We start from the raw sequence: 20,133 nt of genomic DNA, 5'->3' as shown, positions 1-20,133 counted from the left end.
GCATGAGCAAAACCCTTAAGAATTTAATTAAGGCTTTTATTGGTGAAAGCCAAGCAAGGAATAGATACACATTCTATGCTAAAATAGCTAAAAAGGAAGGATTTGAACAAATTTCTGAGATATTTAATTTAACAGCGGATAATGAAAGAGAACATGCAAAATGGTTATTCCGGATGATACAAGAACTAAAAGGAGCCGATGATCCTATAACGGTGGAGGCAGAAGCCCCACTCACATTATCAGACACTGCTGAGAATCTTAAAGCGGCTATAAAAGGGGAAAATTATGAGTATAGTGAAATGTACCCTGAATTTGCAGATATCGCGGAAGAAGAAGGGTACCATGATATAGCTAAACGCCTAAGAGCCATAGCAGTCGCTGAAAAACACCACGAAGAAAGGTACAAAAAGCTCCTAGAACTTGTAGAGTCCAATAGGGTTTACCAGAAAGATGAAGAAGTCATATGGACTTGTAGAAAATGCGGTTACACACATAAAGGCAAAAAGCCGCCTGAAAAATGTCCATCATGCGACCATCCGAGCAGATACTTCCAAGTAAAATGTGAAAAATATTAAGGAGGGGAAAATTGACGAGTATAAACCAAATATTCAGATGCAACATATGTGGTAACATAGTCGAAATTCTCAACCCCGGTGAAGGGCGCTTAGTATGCTGCGACCAGCCAATGGAGCTACTCTTAGCAAGGCACACAGACGTAGGCCCGGAGAAACACATCCCCATAGTAGAGGAGACAGAAGAAGGCCTAAAAGTGAAAGTTGGTGAAACAGCACATCCAATGGAGGAAGGCCACCACATCCAATGGATAGAACTCATAATAGATGATAAAGTGTTAAGGAAAACCCTCAAAGCAGGTGACAAGCCAGAGGCAACATTCAGAGAAAAACCAACCAAGAAAATCATGGTAAGATCATATTGTAACATACATGGACTATGGCATGATTAAAAAGAGCGTCGAGCCCCCTATGGTCTACAGATTAAAGCATGTTAATGTTGGGGGGTCTCTCCAGGGAATTCTGGGAGACACCACATACATGGTGTGTTCTCTCCCCGAAGGAGTAAGAAACATGAAAAGAAGACTTGTATTAGTCATTATAATTATAATCGTTTCTTGCAGTGGGTGCATTTCTAATATAAATGAAATAAACAGGTTATCAGGGGATATCAACCAACACCTTAAAAAGGGTGATGAATATTACAATGGGGCTGCAGAGGATGTGAACAGTCATAGGCTGGAGAGTGCTCTTGAAAAATGTGAATCAGCATCATCTGAATATAATGCGGCCCGACTTTTAACATCCGAGGCCATGGCATATGCAGAAGAGGCAGGGGATGAGGTATTCGTAGAATATTTGAAACTTGTATTAGCGGAAATAGATGCAAAATTGAACGCCACCTCAGAACTTAAAAATGCAATACAACTCCTCAGAATAGATGAGATAGAATCGGCCAATGACAGTCTAGAACTTGCGAATAAGTTCATGTACGAGGCTAAGGATTATGAAAGGCAACGAGACGAATTAGTAAATAAAAATCCCCAAAAGTTCAACATCTAAAATACTGGCAATATCGTGCTTTTCGTTAAAAAGAACATTAGTGATGCAGAATATTGTCTAATATGGATAGTCACAATATAGTGAAGGCAAAATGACTAATATTTCTATTTGCGGTTGTGGCGGATTCCTTTGGGGGGAGTATCTCTGATTGGAATCTCAACGGATATTGGGGGCAGATTCCATTATAAAAGTTTTCAAGCTATTATTTGAAAATCAGAGTACAAATTTCAGTTAAAAATTTTGAGATATCAATGCCCATATATGAACTGAAGAATATATAAGTGGGGTGCTGGAAGGCTTATGGGAATCCTTTTGCTACATTGGTTTGCTCACGAAATAGAATGTTGATATGGCCAATAAAATAATCTTCAGAGTCAAACATGGCTGTATAGACGATTAACAACGAGCGTCCCAAATTTGTCACCAGACACCCCCCAACTTTATGTTTTATATGTAAATGTTATTACGATGCTATGCCGGTCTACCAAAATTATAAACTTTAAAGTTTAGAATATCATGGAAGATTTGGATATTTTAACATTCATTGCGGCTTTTCCATACTTTTTTTTATCTAAGTAGGAAGAGCGAGTGAAATTATTATATGCGAAAACGAGTATGGGGAAGCATCATCAGAGACCCTAACTTTCCTGATAGAATAGTATAGGCGAGATGTGCCCTCCAGAGTTTCGGACCCATGAGGCCATCATCAAAGCTATAAGAAGAGAAAACAAATCTCTGAAGAAATGATATTACATAATGGAGGGTTAATTTTACAAAAAAGTCCCAAGGATGAGGAAAGGATGTTGAACAGACAATTAGCCAGAGAATATGTTATCCATGACATAGAGAGGATCTCAATAAATTATGGTTGATATTCACTCTAATATGGGCCATTATAGGGGGGAGAATGCTCCTTTTTATCCCACATCTAACTGCTAAAATATAATGGATGATAGGATCAAGTTATTAAATATGAGCTTTCAAATATGACTAGTTGGAAGGGGCATGCCAGCAATAGTTTAACATGCACCTATAAAATTCCAGAACACGCATTTAAACAAGCAGTGGATTTTATATTAGCAATAGATGGCTTATATTTTTGTACGACGCCTATGGTGGCATACAAGATGTATTATAATTTGTTCGATAATTTTAAATACTATTGAGTGTTTAAAATTTTGTATGGTGTCATCTTTGAAGAAGTATAAGTGCAAGGTTTGTGGATACATCTATGACCCAGAGAAGGGCGAACCGCGTAGGGACACGCCCCCAGGAACGCCTTTTGAAGATCTACCCGACTTGTGGAGGTGCCCTTCCTGTGGGGCTCCTAAGAGGATGTTTAAACCATTAGATTAAAGGGGGTGTATGGGTTGGGGGTTAAAATGGATAAATACCAGTGCCAGATGTGCGGATATATTTATGATCCAGAGGAGGGTGACCCAAACCATGGTATAAAACCTGGAACACCCTTCGAGGACTTGCCAGATGATTGGACTTGTCCCATCTGTGGAGTGGGAAAGGACCAATTCAAGAAGATTGATTAGAATGGTAATTAAAAAAATAGCAGAGGACGTTTACGCTCTCCAAAACTTCGACTGGGATAGAAGAACCTTCGACAGCATATTAGAAACTCCAAAGGGTACAACATACAATTCTTTTTTGATAAAAGACGAGAAGAACATCCTAATAGATTCCACAGAACCCTCAATGGCGGGGGAACTATTAGAGGATCTTGAATCCTTAAATGTTCAAATAGATTATATAATATCACAACATGCAGAACAAGATCACTCGGGTGCAATACCCACCCTGCTAAGGGAATATCCCAATGCTAAGATCCTAGGGACAAGAGCATGCAAAGAACTCCTAGAAAATCTATTAGGAATCCCAGCTGATAAAATCCAGAGTATAGAAGATGGACAAATATTATCGGCCGGCCACCACCAACTAAATTTCATAGTAACCCCCTGGGTTCACTGGCCAGACACCATGGTAACATATCTCCTACCAGAAGCTATACTATTTTCTTGCGACTTTTTTGCATCACACTTTGCAACAACTAAGACAATATCGAAGTTAGAGGACATCCACGAGGAGGCCAAAAGATACTATGCCCATATAATGATGCCATTTTCCCAAATGGTACAAGGAAACCTCGAAAAGCTCAAAAACCTTGAAATAAAAATGATAGCACCATCACACGGCCCCCTCATAAAAAAACCAGAAATCATACTAGGCCTTTATGAAAAATGGTTATCACAGAGATCAAAAAAGGTGGTCATAGCCTATATTTCAATGCATGGAAGCACGGAACTCATGGTCAAACACATCACAAGAACACTCATGGACTTGAATGTTGAAACCAGAGTATTAAACCTTGCAAATACTAATACGGGGGAGCTCTTAATGGAACTCGTCGATTCAATGGCCATGATCATAGCATCCCCCACAGTATTAACTAGGCCGCATCCACGTGTAGCCTCCACACTATACCTTGTTAACATGCTCAAACCACCAATAAAATACATTGCATTAATAGGATCATATGGTTGGGGCACCCTCATCGAAAAAGAAACCAAAAAACTACTTGAGACCATAAATGTCGAATTTTTAGAGCCCGTGCTCATAAAGGGCAAACCTCGCAAAGAAGATTTTGAAAGGTTAGACAAACTTGCAATGAGATTAAAGAAAAAATTGAGGAGATGATGAAAAAATGTTAAGTAAAAGGATGGAAGAAGCCTTGAACCAACAATTGAATGCGGAATTATATTCAGCCTATTTGTATCTTTCAATGGCCGCATATTATGAGGCCTCTGACCTGCCAGGATTTGCTAATTGGATGCGAGTCCAGGCACAAGAGGAACTAACCCATGCCATGAAATTCTTCGATTACATAGTCCAAAGAGATGGGCGAGTAACCCTTGAAACGATCGAAAAACCACCCGAAGAGTGGGAATCCCCATTAGATGTTAGTAAACATGTACTAGAGCATGAAAGGAAAGTCACAGGTCTAATAAATGATCTTGTGGATTTGGCCCTGGAGGAGAAGGATCATGCCACTTATAATTTCCTCCAATGGTTCGTGGCGGAACAGGTTGAAGAGGAGGAGTCAGCAAAGGAACTCCTCAGGAAGGTTAAACTTGCATCTGAATCACCGGCGGGCATCCTAATGGTAGATAACGAGCTCGCTGGGAGAGTATTCAACCCACCAACAGATGAAAAGGAGGGATAAAAATAATGGAAGATAAAAAGGAGGGAATGCCCCTTATAGGGGACAAGTTCCCAGAAATGGAAGTCCAGACAACACATGGGATGATGAAACTCCCAACAGAATACAAGGGAAAATGGTTCATACTATTCAGCCACCCAGCAGATTTCACACCAGTCTGCACAACAGAATTCATAGCATTCCAAAAAAGATACCCCCAATTCAAGGAACTAAACTGTGAACTAATAGGATTAAGCGTAGACCAAGTATTCTCACACCTAAAATGGACCGAATGGATAAAAGAGAACATGGAAGTAGAAATAGAATTTCCCATAATTGCAGACACAGGGAAAGTAGCTGATACACTCGGGTTAATACACCCTGCAAGACCAACCAACACAGTAAGGGCAGTTTTCATCATAGACCCACAGAGTATAATAAGAGCCATACTCTATTATCCACAGGAGCTTGGACGTAACATGGATGAAATACTCCGTATGATAAAAGGTTTCAAGACAATCGACGAAGAGGGCGTTGCACTGCCAGCCAATTGGCCTGAAAATGAGATAATTGGCGAGGGGGTTATTATACCGCCACCAACAGACATTGAAACCGCCAAGAAGAGAAAAGGCAAAGAAAACTGCTTTGACTGGTGGCTCTGCTACAAAAAATTATAAAATAGGATGATATCATGGAAAAGAAATTTTATGAATTACCAGAATTGCCCTATGGGTATGATGAACTTGAACCCTATATTTCAGAGGAACAACTGCGAATACACCACCAGAAGCACCATCAAGCCTATGTGGACGGTGCCAACAACCTAATTAAAAAATTGGATGAAGCCCGCGAATCAAATGCAAGCATAGACTATAAAGCCATTGCAAAGGAATTATCATTCCATGTTGGAGGCTTCTTATTACACAGGTTCTTCTGGGAGAACATGGGCCCTGCAGACGAGAACGGGGGAGAACCCCACGGCAAAATCAAAGATCATATAGAAAATGACTTCGGAACATTCGAAAGGTTCAAGGAGGAATTTTCACAGACTGCTCTAAGCACTGAGGGTTCTGGGTGGGCCATGCTAACATATTGTCCACTCACGGATCGTCTACTCATAGTCCAAGTTGAGAAGCACAATGTTAACCTAATACCACAATGTAAGGTTCTCCTTGTTTTAGATGTGTGGGAACACGCCTACTACCTTGATTATAAGAACTTGCGCCCAGACTATGTTGAAGCATTCTGGAACATCATAAACTGGGATGAAGTAAACAATAGGATAGAATCACTCTAAAATTCTCCTTTTTTTCTTATTTTTTTCGCGAATAATCCTACCCTAGGCAAAAACTATTTTTTTATCAAAAAACTTTCAATATTTTTTTAGTTAAAAAAAGAGGGCTGGTTTAGATGATCTGGGATGAAGAAATGGAATGCATTACAAGGGATGATCTAGAGGAATTACAACTTAAAAGATTGCAGGATACCCTAAAGAGGGTATATGAGAAGGTACCATACTACCAGAAGAAATTCGATGAGAATAATATTTACCCTGAGGATATTGAAACTCTTGATGATATAAAAAAATTACCCTATACGACAAAAGATGATCTCAGGAAAGCTTATCCTTTTGGGATGTTCGCAACCCCCAAAAGGGAGATAATAGAAGTGCACACATCCTCAGGGACCACAGGAAAACCCGTGGTTTCAGGTTACACAAAAGAGGACATAAAAATATGGAGTGAAGTGATGGCGAGGGGCCTTACAATGATGGGGGTTACAGAAGATGATATCATACAAAATACGCACGGTTACGGTCTATTCACAGGAGGATTCGGAGTACACTATGGAGCGCAGAAAATAGGTGCAACAGTAATCCCCATTTCAACTGGCCAGACAAGAAGACAAATCGAGATAATGAAGGACTTTGGGACAACAGTCATAATATTCACACCATCTTATGGGTTATACCTTTCAGAGGTTGCGGAAGAAGAAGGCTACAATCCACGGGAATTCCAACTAAAAGCTATAGGATTCGGAGCCGAAATGTGGACCGAAGAGATGCGAAGAGAACTTGAAAAACGTTTCAATGCACCCGCTTTCAATATTTATGGGCTCACAGAAATCATCGGCCCAGGAGTCGCTATGGAATGCTCAGAAAAGAACGGTTTACACATTTTCGAAGATCATTTTTTTCCTGAAATTATAAATAGTAAAGGAGAACCATTACCACCTGGAAAACGGGGTGAACTCGTCATAACGACCCTTACGAGAGTTGGGATGCCAATTATCAGATTCCGCACAAAGGACATCACTTCAATAAACTATACTGAATGCGGTTGTGGGAGAACCTTAGCAAGGATTTCAAGGATAACAGGGCGTGCCGATGACATGCTAAAGGTAAGAGGTGTTTCAGTATTCCCTTCACAGATAGAAAAGGCTTTGCTTAAAATTGACGGACTCCAACCTCATTACCAGATAATCGTAACCCGGCCACATCTTATGGATGAAATGGAAGTTAAAGTTGAAACTTCACCAGAGGTTTTCTCAGATGATATAGGGGAAATGATGAAGCTACAAAAGAAAATTGAAGAATATATAAGGGATGAGATAGGATTAAGGGTTAAAGTAACCCTTGTAGAACCCAAAACCTTGCCAAGGAGTGAAGGAAAGGCGGTTAGAGTTATAGATAAAAGAAAATTTTGAGGTTCATAATATGAAGGTCAAACAAATCTCAATATTCCTAGAAAACAAGAAAGGAAGACTTTGGAAAGCCCTCAACACATTAAAGGATGCGGATATAAACATTAGAGCATTATACTTAGCGGATACTTCAGAATTCGGTATACTGAGGCTCATAGTCCCGGAACCGGAGAAAGCGAAGAAGATTCTTGAAAAAAACGATTTCGCAGTTAAAACGAATGAAGTAATAGCAGTAGAATTAGAAGACAGACCAGGAGGCCTTGCATCCATCTTAAAAATACTTAAAGATTCTCAGATAAACCTAGAATACATATACGCTTTTGTACATGAAAAAGAAGACAAAGCTATACTATTTTTAAAAGCTGACGACATAGACAGGACAATAAAAGCATTGCAAGATGGTGGGGCGACAATATTAACACCTGAAGAAGTTTACGAACTCTGAGTCTAGGAAGGATTTCAAAGAAACCATTAAAAATTGTGTGTGGAAGACCCACACACATGAAGGTGGTTGGTTTTTTTGGATCCCCCCAATATTAACTTATTTAGTTTTATGGAATGAAAAGACCTCGCTGGGGGGGTCGCCTTCCTCCAAGGAGCTTGGTTAACCCTAAAGTTTTTTCAGTGGACTCTCTGAAATTTTTAGTCTACTGTTACGCACTTTGCAAGGTTTCTTGGGTGATCAGGGTCTTCGCCTTTCATTACACTGATATGATAGGCTAAGAGCTGTAATGGTATGATATAGAGGATTGGTGATATTTCTTCTCTTATATTTGGATTAAATGATATGTAGACACTTGTATTCTTTTTAAATTCTTCATCATCTTCTGCTCCAAGACCTATGACTTCCGCACCCCTTGATTTAACCTCTTCAACATTGCTTAAGGTTAAACTATGTGAATTGTGGAATTCATCCTTATCTTCTATTTTCTTTGTTTTTAATGGGAGTGGTGGGGGTGCTATGGCCACTACTGGCACCCCTTCTTCTATTAATGCTATGGGGCCGTGTTTTAGTTCTCCGGAAGCGTAACCTTCAGCGTGAATATATGTTATTTCTTTGAGTTTTAGGGCTCCTTCAAGTGCTGTTGGATATGAGAATCCGCGTCCAATGAACAGGAAATCAGGCTTGTCTTTGTAGGTTTCTGCGATCTCTTTTATGAACTCCTCTTTTCCTAGTATTTTCTCTATTTCTTTGGGGAGTTTTTTCAAGTCTTCTATGAGCTCGGGTTTCTGGCCTATGATGGCTGCTAACATGTATATGCAAGCTAATTGGCATATATAGGTTTTTGTTGCCGCGACAGCCATCTCCGGACCCGCTCGAGTGTATATTACGTGGTCTGCTTCCCTTGTGGCTGTGCTCCCGAGGACATTTACTATTGCTAATGTTTTTGACTTTTTGTTAGCGGCTTTTAATGCGTTGAGTGTGTCTGCGGTTTCACCTGATTGTGTTATGAATATTGCAAGGGTTTCCTCGTCGAGCGTGTTGGCAGTGTATTGGAATTCGCTTGCTATTATGGCATCTGTCGGTATGTGGAGGATGCTTTCAAAAAGGTATTTGCCGACGAGGGCTGCATGGTATGAGGTTCCACATGCCACGAAGCATATCCTTTTTATTTCCCCTATTTCATCCACAACTTTTTGGACTGTTTTGAATTCCCTGAGAGTGTCTCTTAGAACTTGTGGTTGCTCGTATATTTCCTTTAACATGTAGTGCTCGTAGCCGCCTTTTTCAGCCATTTCGGGGGTCCATTCAATGTATTCGAACTCTTTCTTTTTAATTTTACCTTCTAAGTCTTTTATTTGGTGTCCTGTATCATCTATTATGACCATTTCATTATCCTCTAAGAATATGACATTTCTTGCATGTTCTAATATGGCTGGGGTGTCTGAGGCCAGAAAATATCCTGAATTACCCTTCGCCACTATTAATGGATTTTCCTTCCTGGCGCCTATAATCTTATCAGGTTCGTCTGATGAAATCACAGCTATCGCATAAGAGCCCTTTAAACGTTTAAGAGCTCTTTTAACAGCCTCTTCGAGGTTGTGTCCATTATTTTTATATTTTTCTATTAAGTGTGCTATGACTTCAGTATCTGTCTCTGATGCGAACTTGTGCCCCTCACTTTTAAGTTCATCTTTTAGTTCCTCATAATTTGCAATTATCCCATTGTGGACTACTGCTATCTTTCCTTCGCAATCTAGGTGTGGATGTGCATTTTCCTTTGTTGGAGGGCCGTGTGTTGCCCAGCGAACGTGGCCAATGCCTATCCTACCTGCTAATTTAGAAAGATCTAGAGATTTTTCAAAATCTTTTATTTTACCCTCGTCTTTTTCGACTATTATGCTTGAATTGAGTGTTGCGATACCAACGGAATCATAACCCCTATATTCCAACCTTTTAACACATCCTAGTAATATTGGGGCGGCTTTACCATTTTTTAGCATGCAAGCAGCTATACCACACATTATTTTCACCTGGAGAAGCTTCATGATCTTTATACTCTGGGATTATAGTGTATAATCATGAACAGATGTATACTTAAACTTTGTCGATAATATATCAAAATAATGGTCCCAACACTTATATAAGTTCTCCCCTAGGAAGATGTGATAACCATGAAAGTTGGAAAATTACTCTACACTGGCAAGGCGAAGGACATATATGATACAGAGCATCCAGATGAGATCATGATCAGGTTCCGGGATGATATAACCGCAGGTGATGGTGAAAAACGTGACAAGATCCCTATGAAAGGATACTACAACTCTATAATATCTGCCAAGTTCTTTGAGGTTCTTGAAGCCGCTAATATAGGAACACATTATATAAGATTGGTAAAACCAGGATACATCCTTGCTAGGAAACTTGAGATGATACCCATAGAAGTTATAGCGAGGAACATAGCAACAGGAAGTCTCACAAGAAGGTACCCGTTTAAGGAGGGACAAGAATTCAAGGAGCCCATAATACAAATAGACTACAAAAGTGATGAATATGGGGATCCTATGCTCAATGATGACATAGCCACGGCCCTTGGCATCACAACCATGGAAGAACTAGACAAAATAAGGAATATAACATTAAAGGTTAACAGCACCTTAAAAGGGTTCCTAAAGGATAAAGGCCTACTACTACCAGATTTTAAATTAGAATTTGGACGATACAATGGTAGATTACTAGTGGGTGATGAGATAAGCCCAGACACTTGCCGATTATGGGACATCAAAACCAGAAAAACTCTAGACAAGGACCTTTTTAGGAGAGGTGAAGGCAACATAATAGAAGCTTATAGGAAAGTTGCCTCACTAATCCTGGATGAGGAGGATAAAAAAAGATGGAAACTAAAGGATGATCTATTATGAAATTCAATGTTGAAGTTAGGATAAAATTAAAAAGGGGCATGCTAAACCCTGAAGCAGCCACAATACAAAGAGCCTTGGCACTGCTAGGATACGAGGTTGAAAATACCAATACAATGGATATTATAACTTTTACGATGGAAGAAGATGACGAGAGGAAGGTTAAAGAAGAAGTTGAGGACATGTGCCAGCGCCTCCTCTGCAATCCGGTAATACACGACTATCAAATTAATATAAAACCTGAGGATTAAATATGAGGATTGGAATTATAAGATTCCCAGGATCAAATTGTGACAGAGACGTCTACCACGTCCTAAAATTGGTGGGGGCCAAACCAGAATACATATGGTGGGATCAAGAAGACTTAGGACATTTAGACGCGGTTATAATACCTGGGGGGTTCTCATATGGGGATTATCTCAGGGCAGGGGCGATAGCAGCCATAACACCAGTTATGGATGGTGTAAAAGAGCTTGTAGAAGAAGAAAAACCAGTACTGGGAATATGTAATGGAGCTCAGATACTTGCGGAAGTCGGCCTAGTACCCGGGGTTTTCACAGTTAATGAATACCCAAAATTCAATTGCAAATGGACAAAACTAAAAGTTAAAACTACCAGAACACCATTCACTTCACTTTATAGGAAGGATGAGATTATTAGGATGCCAATCGCCCATGCAGAAGGAAGATACTACACTGAGAACCTAGAGGAGCTTTGGGATAATGATCAGGTAGTTTTACAATTTTATTCAGAAAATCCCAACGGGTCATTGGAGGGTATAACAGGAGTCTGTGACGAGTCAGGGCTCGTATGTGCAGTAATGCCCCACCCAGAAAGGGCTTCAGAGGCCATTTTAGGATCCGCGGATGGTATAAAATTTTTCAAGGGTATAATAGAATACATTAAGGTGTAAAGTATGGTAGTATATCTTATCGGCGCGGGACCAGGAGACCCAGAACTCATCACACTAAAAGCGCTAAAAATCATAAAAAAGGCTAATGTCATAATATATGATCGTCTAATCAACAATAAAATCCTAGAATATGCCCCAGAGGATGCTAAACTCATATACGTCGGTAAAAAACCCGGCAAACACTCCAAGACACAAGAAGAGATAAACAGGATAATAGTCGAAGAAGCTAAAAAAAACAATATAGTGGTCAGATTAAAGGGGGGCGACCCATTCGTATTCGGCCGCGGAGGTGAAGAACTCCTAGCACTAAAATCCCATGGAATAAAAACAAAGACAATACCAGGTATAGCCTCCGCCATAGGAGTGCCCACGGCAGCCGGCTTGCCCATAACCCACAGAGGCCTTGCAACTTCATTCACTGTCGTAACAGGCCATGAAGACCCTACAAAGGAAAAAAAACAGGTACATTGGGATTACAAAGCAGACACCATTATCATATTAATGGGTGTGGGCAACCTCGAAAAGAACACAAAAGAGATCATGAGATATCGTCCAGCTGACACACCAGTCTGCGCAATAGAAAATGGCACAACAGAAAAAGAAAAAATAACATTCGCAACACTAGAAGACATACACACAAAGAATATAAAACCACCTGCAATAATCATCATAGGACACATAGTAAACCTATACAAGAAAATAATAAAAGAGGACCCATAATGGACTTGAAGGGCAAAGTAATAGCCATAACAAGACCAGAGGAAAGATGCGAAGAAGCCATAAAACTAATAAAAGAAGCGGGTGGCACACCATTCGTCGCACCAACACTCCAAATCCAAACCCCCAAAACAAAAACCCTAATAAGATTATGCGAAAACCTCAAAGAGTTCGATTGGATAATCTTCACATCACCAGCAGCCATAAAATCCCTAAAAAAACACTGCAAGAAAATAGAACTAAAACCAGGTTCGAAAATCGCAGTTATAGGCCCCAAAACCCGTGAGGCACTCAAAGAACTAAGATTAGAGGCAGATGTAATCCCATCAGATTACACCGCAGAGGGGTTAGTCGAAGCATTATCAGTTTATGATATGCGAAACAAGAATGTTGCAATACCAAGGACGCTCGCAGCCAGAAACATATTACCAGAAAGCCTCCAAAAAATGGGTGCCAATGTTTATATAGCAGAAGCATACAAATCCACAAGACCCAAAGGCGACAGAATCCAAAAACTCATAGAAAAAATATTAAAAGAGGAGATAGATGCCATAACATTCACAAGTCCATTAACCGTGGAAAACCTCATAAAAGCGGCTAAAGACAAAAAAGAGGATATAATAGAAAAATTATCCAATAGTGGAATAATAGTGGCCGCTATTGGCCCCATAACCGCCAAAAAACTCAAAGAATATGGTATAACCGCGATAACCCCCGAAAATTACACGATAAAAGACATGCTCACGAGACTGTTCCAAGAACTTTCAGGGGACTGATAACAGATGCAAACAATCATATGGCCCGCCTACCTCGACTCTAAAAAAACAAAAAAAGAAGGGAGGAAAATCCCAAGAAAGCATGCAGTAGAATCTCCAACCTTAAATGAGATCAGAAAAGCAGCTGAAAGGTTAAAATTCAAGGCAAAGGTAGAAGCAGACAAAGCATATCCGCCATCATGGTGGGAGCGCAGTGGAAGGGTCATAATAGAACATAACAACCTAAAGAAGAGAGAATTACTCCTCAAGATAAGTAAAATGATAAAAGCTTCTCGAAAGAAGGGAGCATAATATGAAAACACCCCCAGGATTAGATAAAGGCTTTTTGAAAGCTAAGGATATCATAGAATCTTCAGAGGATATTAAAGTTTACAGCCACCGTGACTGTGATGGTATAACAGCCGGAGCTATTATTTCAATACTCCTTGAAAGACTAGGAAAAGAACATGAAATCGACTTCATAAACTTAAACCAAGTCGAGGACATCAAAATAGAAAATGAACTTACCATCTTCACTGACATGGGATCAGGCCAACGCATAGAAGAGATCACCACATCCAATTCAAAGATCATAATCTTGGATCACCATCCACCACTCCCAAGAAAGAACCCGAAAGGAGAACTGCTAGAACTGAACCCCATAAAGCATGGGATAGATGGTTCAACCCAAATATCAGGAGGTGGAATGGCATACCTCCTCTCAAAAAAATTCAACCAATATGAGACTAGCTGGATGGGCGTATTATCAGCTGTAGGAGACTTGCAAAATTCGTTAACAGGCAAACTAACAGGCTTAAACAATCAAATACTAAAAGACAGCAGAAGGCTGGGGCAAATAGATGTCATAGAAGATCTATCAATCTATGGAAGGCAAACAAAGCCCATATTTGTGGCCCTTTCATACTTCAGTGATGTTAACCTCCCAATTACTAATAACAGGACAGAATCTATATTGTTATTGAAAAAGCTTGGGATACCATACAAGGAAGGGGAAAGATACCGTTGCTTATGCGATTTAACCATGGAAGAAAAAAGCAAGCTTTTCTCGGAACTTGTTAAAATGCTCTCAAGGGAGGTACCCCCAAGGTACGTGAAATACATTCCCCAACTAGTATCTGCAGAAGCTTACGACCTTACAGGTGAGGAGAAATACACTCCACTGCGGGACTTGGCAGAATTTTCAACGGCCATAAACGCTTGCAGCCGGAACAACGACATCGAACTAGCCCTTAGAATACTAAAAGGAGAAAGAGGATCGGCCCTAGATGAATTGGAAAGTGTTTCAAGAGCCCATAGAAGATACCTAGCAGAAAAAGTGGAACTAATAGAAACAGAAGACCTCCTAAAACAAAAAAAGAACCTACAATATTTCAAGACTACAGAAATAAAGGATAATGTGATAGGCACCATAGCAGGGATGATAATAGGCTACGGTGACTGGAGAAAACCCATAATAGGCCTAGGAATCAGAGAACATGGCACAAAGGTTTCTTTACGCTGTTCGAGGCTCCTTGCATTAGATGGTATACACTTCGGATCCATAATAAGGAAAATAGCAGAGAAAGTCGGCGGCAGCGGAGGAGGACATGCAATGGCATGCGGAGCCTACATACCACCCGGAACTGAGGAAAAATTCTTGGAATTATTGGACAATTCACTCGAAGGCAAAATAGGGTGAACACAATGAAAGAATTCAAAAAGAAAGGAGAACTGACAAAATTCCAAATACTCGCCGAGATAGCGGAAAACCAACCACACATAAGACAAAGAGACATCGCAGAAAAACTAGGCATAACAGTACAGGCCGTCTCAGAAAACATAAAAACACTAACAGACCAAGGGTACATACAAGCAGGAGACGGAAGATCACACTACAAACTAACAAAAAGGGGAATAGAAAAACTAAAAAGAGAAGCCATAACACTAAGAAAGTATGCCGATAGCGTGTTAGAAACAATGAGCACTTACAAGTCAACATGGCCAGCCATAGCAAAAGAAAACCTCAAAAAGGGCGAAGAAGTCGAACTCTTCATGGAAGACGGAATATTATACGCAAAAAAGAGAACAGACGGCCAAGCCCACGGAAAAGTCCTACACGACGCCAAGAAGGGTGAAGACGTGGCTCTCACAGAACTTAGCGGACTGATAAACCTCAAAAAGGGTAAAGTAACCATAATAGTACTCCCAAGGATAAACGAAGGAGGATCCAGAGCCACAAACCTCAAAAAAATAAAAGAAATATACGCTCAAGGTCATGACAAGGTTGGTATAATGGGGACAGTGGCAAGGGCTGTGGCCAACAAATTAAATTTGAAAGTCGATTTTGAATTCGCAACACCAGAGGCAACCTTAGCCGCGGCAAAAAGAGGCCTCAACGTCCTAGTATTAGCTGTTGGTAGGATGAGTAAAAGCATAGCAAGAAAGCTCGAAGAAGAGAACATAGAATACAAGATAGAAAATGTTATTAAGAAAAGTGGGAGAAGCTTGACTTGATCTCCCAAATTGCGAAGATGATTCACATCATAAGTTTAGGCTCTAATCTATATTAATTCTCTGAAGAACCAATCTTTAAATTTTTGGATGCTAGCGTTAGCCTTTTTTGTCACATCCAGCCAAGATAAGCCCATTATAGACAATTCAGCGCTTGTAAAATTTTCTTTACTCCTTAAAAGCATCAATCACAAAATCAGCGCCTTTATAGAAGATTTCATAATTTCTTATGGTGAATATTTTCTGGGAGACATGATTTTGATCTTTCATTCTCTGAAAGTAAAGCCTTTTTTCGTGAAGTTTTACCGATGGATAAATAACAAAACATTGGTGGAAATTCTCTTAAGGGGGGTTCTTCTCCATTTTACTCACGGTCACGAAAGAATCGCACTTTTAAATCAACACTTTCCTTTCACTTCATTTTTTACTTTAAGTAATATAGAAGAGGACTGCAGATATGTTCATTATTTTTGCACTTGATTTTAACAAGCGTAGCATCCCATCCAAAACAGGTATCAGATAAGTGCCTTCACGCAAATAAACACTATAATCTCTTGGGAGACATATAAATCCTTTTAGCAAAAAATTTGATCTCTTTTTAGTTTTGGCATAATATAAAAATCTGCATTTACGGCTTTGGCTCATCTACCACAGAAAGGATGCGGGTCATATTATAAAAAAATTCTACTAAGATCCAACATTCCACCCTAAACTTGAACTTCAATCTACTAATGTAATTTTCCACTACACTTAAAATTTTTTATGGACACGGCACTAATATAACTTCATTCCCATTCGTAAGTTTATGAAGATAAAAGGTCCAAATTTAGAAAAATATTAGATAGAGCATTTAATAAATGTGAAACCAATCCAATAAACCTATGAGGTTTATTTCATGATCTCAAAATTGAAATTGATCCTTTCAACCGAGGAATATCGGCGCCTATTTGATAATATTTTATCGCTTACTAGTATACAATTGGTGCAATATTTGCTTCCGCTTGTAACTTTCCCATATCTTACAAGGGTTTTGGGCCCGGCCAATTTTGGACGTGTTGCATTTGCACTTGCTTTCATTGGCTATTTTCAAATTTTGACCGATTATGGTTTTAATTTGTCAGCTACGAGGGAAATATCGATAAACCGTGACGATAGGGGGCGTATTTCACGTATTTATAGTTCGGTGATGGTTGCAAAAACAATATTGATGTTCTTATCTTTCCTTGTGATGCTGGTTGTCATATCTTTTTTTGAGAGGTTTCGTGGTGATTATCTGCTATACATTTTCACTTTTGGCTTAGTCATAGGTAATCTCCTTTTTCCGGTTTGGTTTTTTCAAGGCATTGAAAAGATGAGATACATTAGTATCTTGCGGATTCTAGGTTCGATTATTTACACTGCACTTATATTCATTACTGTAAGAGGCCCTGGGGATTATCTCCTCGTGCCCTTTATAAATTCTGTAGGTTTTATAATTGTGGGAGTTTATAGTCAACATATAGTAATGAAAGAGTTTAAGGTGAAGTTTTTGTTACCCACCATGGAAGATGTGAGAGGGCGGCTTGTTGAAGGCTGGCACCTCTTCATATCTACGTTAGCTATAAGCCTTTATACAACATCAAACCGTTTCATACTTGGTTTACTTGTTGATAATGCAACACTTGGATATTATGCAGTGGCAGAGGACATAACAAGGGCCCTGCAGGGTCTTATATCTCCCATTGGCCAAGCACTATACCCTTATTTTTCTAGGATGCAGAAGGAGGATCGTGAACGTGCAAAGACAGAGTTGAAGAAGATACTCATCCTAATAAGTGCATTAACCTTCATTTTTTATCTTGTATTGGTGTTTGCCTCGCCATTCATAGTAAGGATACTTGCAGGATCCTCCTATCAAAAAAGCATACCCCTTCTTCAAATATTAGTATTTATAATTTTTCTCGTGGGGATAAGTAACGTCCTTGGTATCCAAGGTCTCGTATCCTTTGGTTACAAGGAAAAGTTCACGAGGATACTTATAACAGCTGGTATAATACACCTTATAACGCTCATCATTTTAACGCTGATATTATCTGCAACAGGAGCTGCCATAGCAGTTGTCATAACAGAATTCATAGTATGTATACTGATGTATAATGCGCTCAAAAAACTCAAAATAATTTAGGTGAGAACGTGTTCAATTATATTATCGTGGGCGCCGGCCTCGCGGGCGCTGTAATAGCAGAAAGAATAGCCAACATCCTAGATGAAAAGGTACTAGTTGTTGAACGCCGAAACCATATCGGAGGCAACTGTTATGATGAAATAGACAATACAGGTATAATTGTCCATAAATATGGTCCACACATTTTCCACACAAATTATCATGATGTTTTCAAGTATCTTTCACAGTTTACCAAATGGAAAAAATACCAACACTATGTTCTAGGGTTTATTGATGGAAAATTTGTACCATTACCGTTCAACCTTAACACACTCCACAAATTACTACCAGAGGCCCTTGCCAAGCCTCTTGAAAAAAAACTACTACAAAAATACGACTACGGAGAACGCATACCAATACTCAAACTTTTAGAAGAGGATGACCAAGACTTAAAATTCCTAGCCGATTACATTTACGAGAAAGTATTTCTTAATTATACAAAAAAGCAATGGGGATTAAAGCCAGAGGAAATAGATGAAAATGTTACAGGACGCGTGCCCATATTACTTTCCAAGGACGATAGATACTTCCAAGATCGTTACCAGGCCGTGCCCAAGGAAGGATACACCAAGATGATACAAAATATCCTAGACCACGAAAACATAAAAATAATGCTAAACACAGGCCACCATGAGATACTAAAAATAAAAAATGACAGGATACTTTTTATGGACAGAGAATATAAGGGTAAATTGATATTCACTGGCAAAATCGACGAACTATTCAATTACCGTTATGGTAGATTACCATACCGTTCACTAAACTTCGAATTTGAGGTACTGAACCAAGAATGGTACCAAAAAGTGGCGACAGTAAACTATCCAAATGATTATGACTTCACGAGAATAACAGAATTCAAACATATACACCCAACTAGCACCAAAAAGACGATCATACTCAAAGAATACCCCGAAGAGCATATAGAAGGAAAAAACGAACCTTGCTATCCCATCCCCACATTAGAAAACCAGAAAACCTATAAAAAGTATAAAAAACTCGCAGAAAGTTACGGAAACCTTATACTCCTCGGAAGACTTGCAGAATACCGCTATTATAACATGGATGAGATCGTGAAAAAGGCCCTCACAACATTCAAAAAAGAGATAAAATGAGAATAGCTGCAGTAGTCGTGACCTACAACCGCAAAAAACTACTAATCGAATGTTTAGAAGCTTTAAGGAGGCAGACGAGGCCACTTAATGCTATCTATATCATTGATAATGCCTCAACTGATGGAACCAGTGAATTACTATTTGAAAAAGGTTACATTCGGAGTTTGAATAATGGAACTTCAACTATTAAGAATCTTTATGATGGGAAACCAATAAAAGTGGTATATGTGAGGATGCATAAGAATACTGGCGGAGCTGGCGGTTTCCATGAGGGTGTAAAAAGGGCATACAATGACGGCTATGATTGGTTATGGCTGATGGACGATGACGTGGAACCTCTTACTGATACTTTAGAAAAATTGCTCCACATGTATGGAAAGATTAAAAAAGTATCTGCTTTAGTTCCAGTAAGATATTATAATGGATTGCCATTTATCCAAGAAACAAAGAAATTAGATTTTAAAAATTTCTTAAAAGGTTATATATATGATAGTGTGACAGAAGATGATTTAAAGATGGAATATTTTAAGATTACCACCATATCCTTTGAAGGTCCTCTCATCAATACAAAGGCCGTTGATAAAGTAGGATTTCCAGATAAAGATTTTTTTATCATAGCAGATGACACAGAATATGCCATAAGATTATTGGAATATGGGCCTATCTACATGGTATCAAATGCGATAATAAATAAAAAAATTGGAGTAACTAAAGAATTAAAATTTGATTGGAAAACATACTACTACCTTAGAAATATAGTTTATTTAAACAGAAAATACGGTGAAAATATCCTTGTAAGATATTTAAGACCATTTATTACATTTTTAAAATATGGTGCTTATTTTTCTATAAAGAACCCTAAAAACTTGAAATATATTTTAAGAGCATTTAAGGATGGGTACCAATTAAAAAGAGGGATGACAGTTTTTCCAGGTGAATTTTAATGTTCTTCCTAATAGATACCAAAAAAATTTCGAAGCAACTAATGGGATGATCTATCGGTTTTAGGGTGGGTTTTGAGCAATTTAGTCTGTGTTCAATATTATAATATCAAAATTCACTTGGCTTTGTTGGAAT

25 protein-coding genes are annotated in these 20,133 nt (G+C 39.1%); 23 read left to right on the top strand and 2 right to left on the bottom strand.

Annotated features, from left to right (window positions below; translation table 11 throughout):
* The first annotated feature begins 2 nt into the window (after positions 1 to 2).
* The 12 genes from QFX38_05775 to QFX38_05720 all read left to right on the top strand — a co-directional run bounded on the left by QFX38_05775 (position 3) and on the right by QFX38_05720 (position 7,930).
* Positions 3 to 575 (top strand): rubrerythrin family protein, encoded by a 573-nt coding sequence (locus QFX38_05775; GenBank protein ID MDI9624376.1) that lies wholly within the window; start codon positions 3 to 5, stop codon positions 573 to 575.
* Between the two features lie 11 nt (positions 576 to 586).
* Complete coding sequence (locus tag QFX38_05770) at positions 587 to 964, top strand: desulfoferrodoxin (protein ID MDI9624375.1); 378 nt, start codon at positions 587 to 589, stop codon at positions 962 to 964.
* Between the two features lie 121 nt (positions 965 to 1,085).
* Positions 1,086 to 1,574, top strand: a complete 489-nt coding sequence (locus tag QFX38_05765; GenBank protein MDI9624374.1) for a hypothetical protein — start codon at positions 1,086 to 1,088, stop codon at positions 1,572 to 1,574.
* Positions 1,575 to 2,317: 743 nt separating this feature from the next.
* The gene (locus tag QFX38_05760) at positions 2,318 to 2,446 is read left to right on the top strand and encodes a hypothetical protein (GenBank protein MDI9624373.1); all 129 of its coding nucleotides are present in this window, start codon (positions 2,318 to 2,320) and stop codon (positions 2,444 to 2,446) included.
* Positions 2,447 to 2,768: 322 nt separating this feature from the next.
* A complete protein-coding gene (locus tag QFX38_05755; GenBank protein MDI9624372.1) occupies positions 2,769 to 2,930 on the top strand; it encodes a rubredoxin in 162 nt (53 codons plus the stop codon).
* A 26-nt stretch (positions 2,931 to 2,956) separates the two neighbouring features.
* The gene (locus QFX38_05750; GenBank protein MDI9624371.1) at positions 2,957 to 3,118 is read left to right on the top strand and encodes a rubredoxin; all 162 of its coding nucleotides are present in this window, start codon (positions 2,957 to 2,959) and stop codon (positions 3,116 to 3,118) included.
* A gap of 1 nt (position 3,119) precedes the next feature.
* Positions 3,120 to 4,280, top strand: coding sequence for an FprA family A-type flavoprotein (locus QFX38_05745; GenBank protein ID MDI9624370.1), 1,161 nt, complete (start codon positions 3,120 to 3,122; stop codon positions 4,278 to 4,280).
* A 7-nt stretch (positions 4,281 to 4,287) separates the two neighbouring features.
* Positions 4,288 to 4,806: a ferritin gene (locus QFX38_05740; GenBank protein MDI9624369.1), complete on the top strand. Its 519-nt coding sequence runs from the start codon at positions 4,288 to 4,290 to the stop codon at positions 4,804 to 4,806.
* A 5-nt stretch (positions 4,807 to 4,811) separates the two neighbouring features.
* Entirely contained in the window at positions 4,812 to 5,459 is a 648-nt protein-coding gene (locus tag QFX38_05735) for a peroxiredoxin (protein MDI9624368.1), read from the top strand.
* A 14-nt stretch (positions 5,460 to 5,473) separates the two neighbouring features.
* Complete coding sequence (locus tag QFX38_05730; GenBank protein MDI9624367.1) at positions 5,474 to 6,079, top strand: superoxide dismutase; 606 nt, start codon at positions 5,474 to 5,476, stop codon at positions 6,077 to 6,079.
* Between the two features lie 113 nt (positions 6,080 to 6,192).
* On the top strand, positions 6,193 to 7,488 hold the full coding sequence (locus QFX38_05725; protein MDI9624366.1) for a phenylacetate--CoA ligase: 1,296 nt from the start codon (positions 6,193 to 6,195) through the stop codon (positions 7,486 to 7,488).
* Positions 7,489 to 7,498: 10 nt separating this feature from the next.
* A complete protein-coding gene (locus tag QFX38_05720; protein MDI9624365.1) occupies positions 7,499 to 7,930 on the top strand; it encodes an ACT domain-containing protein in 432 nt (143 codons plus the stop codon).
* A gap of 197 nt (positions 7,931 to 8,127) precedes the next feature.
* On the opposite strand, the gene glmS is transcribed toward QFX38_05720, so the two are convergent.
* Positions 8,128 to 9,951, bottom strand: coding sequence for a glutamine--fructose-6-phosphate transaminase (isomerizing) (gene glmS, locus QFX38_05715; protein MDI9624364.1), 1,824 nt, complete (start codon positions 9,949 to 9,951; stop codon positions 8,128 to 8,130).
* A gap of 144 nt (positions 9,952 to 10,095) precedes the next feature.
* On the opposite strand from glmS, the gene QFX38_05710 reads away from it, so the two are divergent.
* Genes QFX38_05710 through QFX38_05675 form a run of 8 tightly spaced genes read left to right on the top strand, consistent with a single transcriptional unit; the run spans position 10,096 to position 15,744 of the window.
* Positions 10,096 to 10,848, top strand: coding sequence for a phosphoribosylaminoimidazolesuccinocarboxamide synthase (locus tag QFX38_05710; protein ID MDI9624363.1), 753 nt, complete (start codon positions 10,096 to 10,098; stop codon positions 10,846 to 10,848).
* Entirely contained in the window at positions 10,845 to 11,096 is a 252-nt protein-coding gene (gene purS, locus QFX38_05705) for a phosphoribosylformylglycinamidine synthase subunit PurS (protein MDI9624362.1), read from the top strand. The genes QFX38_05710 and purS overlap by 4 nt, the downstream gene beginning before the upstream one ends.
* Positions 11,097 to 11,098: 2 nt before the next feature.
* The gene (gene purQ, locus QFX38_05700) at positions 11,099 to 11,758 is read left to right on the top strand and encodes a phosphoribosylformylglycinamidine synthase subunit PurQ (protein MDI9624361.1); all 660 of its coding nucleotides are present in this window, start codon (positions 11,099 to 11,101) and stop codon (positions 11,756 to 11,758) included.
* A 3-nt stretch (positions 11,759 to 11,761) separates the two neighbouring features.
* Positions 11,762 to 12,478: a uroporphyrinogen-III C-methyltransferase gene (gene cobA, locus QFX38_05695; GenBank protein MDI9624360.1), complete on the top strand. Its 717-nt coding sequence runs from the start codon at positions 11,762 to 11,764 to the stop codon at positions 12,476 to 12,478.
* Positions 12,478 to 13,251, top strand: coding sequence for a uroporphyrinogen-III synthase (locus QFX38_05690; protein MDI9624359.1), 774 nt, complete (start codon positions 12,478 to 12,480; stop codon positions 13,249 to 13,251). Before cobA ends, QFX38_05690 begins: the two co-directional genes overlap by 1 nt.
* A 6-nt stretch (positions 13,252 to 13,257) precedes the next feature.
* Positions 13,258 to 13,542: a signal recognition particle subunit SRP19/SEC65 family protein gene (locus QFX38_05685; protein ID MDI9624358.1), complete on the top strand. Its 285-nt coding sequence runs from the start codon at positions 13,258 to 13,260 to the stop codon at positions 13,540 to 13,542.
* A gap of 1 nt (position 13,543) precedes the next feature.
* Positions 13,544 to 14,929: a single-stranded-DNA-specific exonuclease RecJ gene (gene recJ, locus QFX38_05680; GenBank protein ID MDI9624357.1), complete on the top strand. Its 1,386-nt coding sequence runs from the start codon at positions 13,544 to 13,546 to the stop codon at positions 14,927 to 14,929.
* A gap of 5 nt (positions 14,930 to 14,934) precedes the next feature.
* Positions 14,935 to 15,744: a winged helix-turn-helix transcriptional regulator gene (locus tag QFX38_05675; GenBank protein ID MDI9624356.1), complete on the top strand. Its 810-nt coding sequence runs from the start codon at positions 14,935 to 14,937 to the stop codon at positions 15,742 to 15,744.
* Positions 15,745 to 16,629: 885 nt separating this feature from the next.
* On the opposite strand, the gene QFX38_05670 is transcribed toward QFX38_05675, so the two are convergent.
* The gene (locus QFX38_05670; GenBank protein MDI9624355.1) at positions 16,630 to 16,818 is read right to left on the bottom strand and encodes a hypothetical protein; all 189 of its coding nucleotides are present in this window, start codon (positions 16,816 to 16,818) and stop codon (positions 16,630 to 16,632) included.
* On the opposite strand from QFX38_05670, the gene QFX38_05665 reads away from it, so the two are divergent.
* Genes QFX38_05665 through QFX38_05655 form a run of 3 tightly spaced genes read left to right on the top strand, consistent with a single transcriptional unit; the run spans position 16,733 to position 20,000 of the window.
* The gene (locus QFX38_05665) at positions 16,733 to 17,905 is read left to right on the top strand and encodes a flippase (GenBank protein MDI9624354.1); all 1,173 of its coding nucleotides are present in this window, start codon (positions 16,733 to 16,735) and stop codon (positions 17,903 to 17,905) included. The genes QFX38_05670 and QFX38_05665 overlap by 86 nt on opposite strands.
* Positions 17,906 to 17,913: 8 nt before the next feature.
* Entirely contained in the window at positions 17,914 to 19,056 is a 1,143-nt protein-coding gene (gene glf, locus QFX38_05660) for a UDP-galactopyranose mutase (GenBank protein ID MDI9624353.1), read from the top strand.
* Entirely contained in the window at positions 19,053 to 20,000 is a 948-nt protein-coding gene (locus QFX38_05655) for a glycosyltransferase family 2 protein (GenBank protein MDI9624352.1), read from the top strand. Before glf ends, QFX38_05655 begins: the two co-directional genes overlap by 4 nt.
* Positions 20,001 to 20,133 lie beyond the last annotated feature (133 nt).

The sequence above is a fragment of the Methanothermobacter sp. genome (assembly GCA_030055615.1).
Classification (GTDB): domain Archaea; phylum Methanobacteriota; class Methanobacteria; order Methanobacteriales; family DSM-23052; genus Methanothermobacter_A.
Note: the sequence above shows the minus strand (reverse complement) of the source record. Positions and strands in the feature narration are given on the sequence as shown.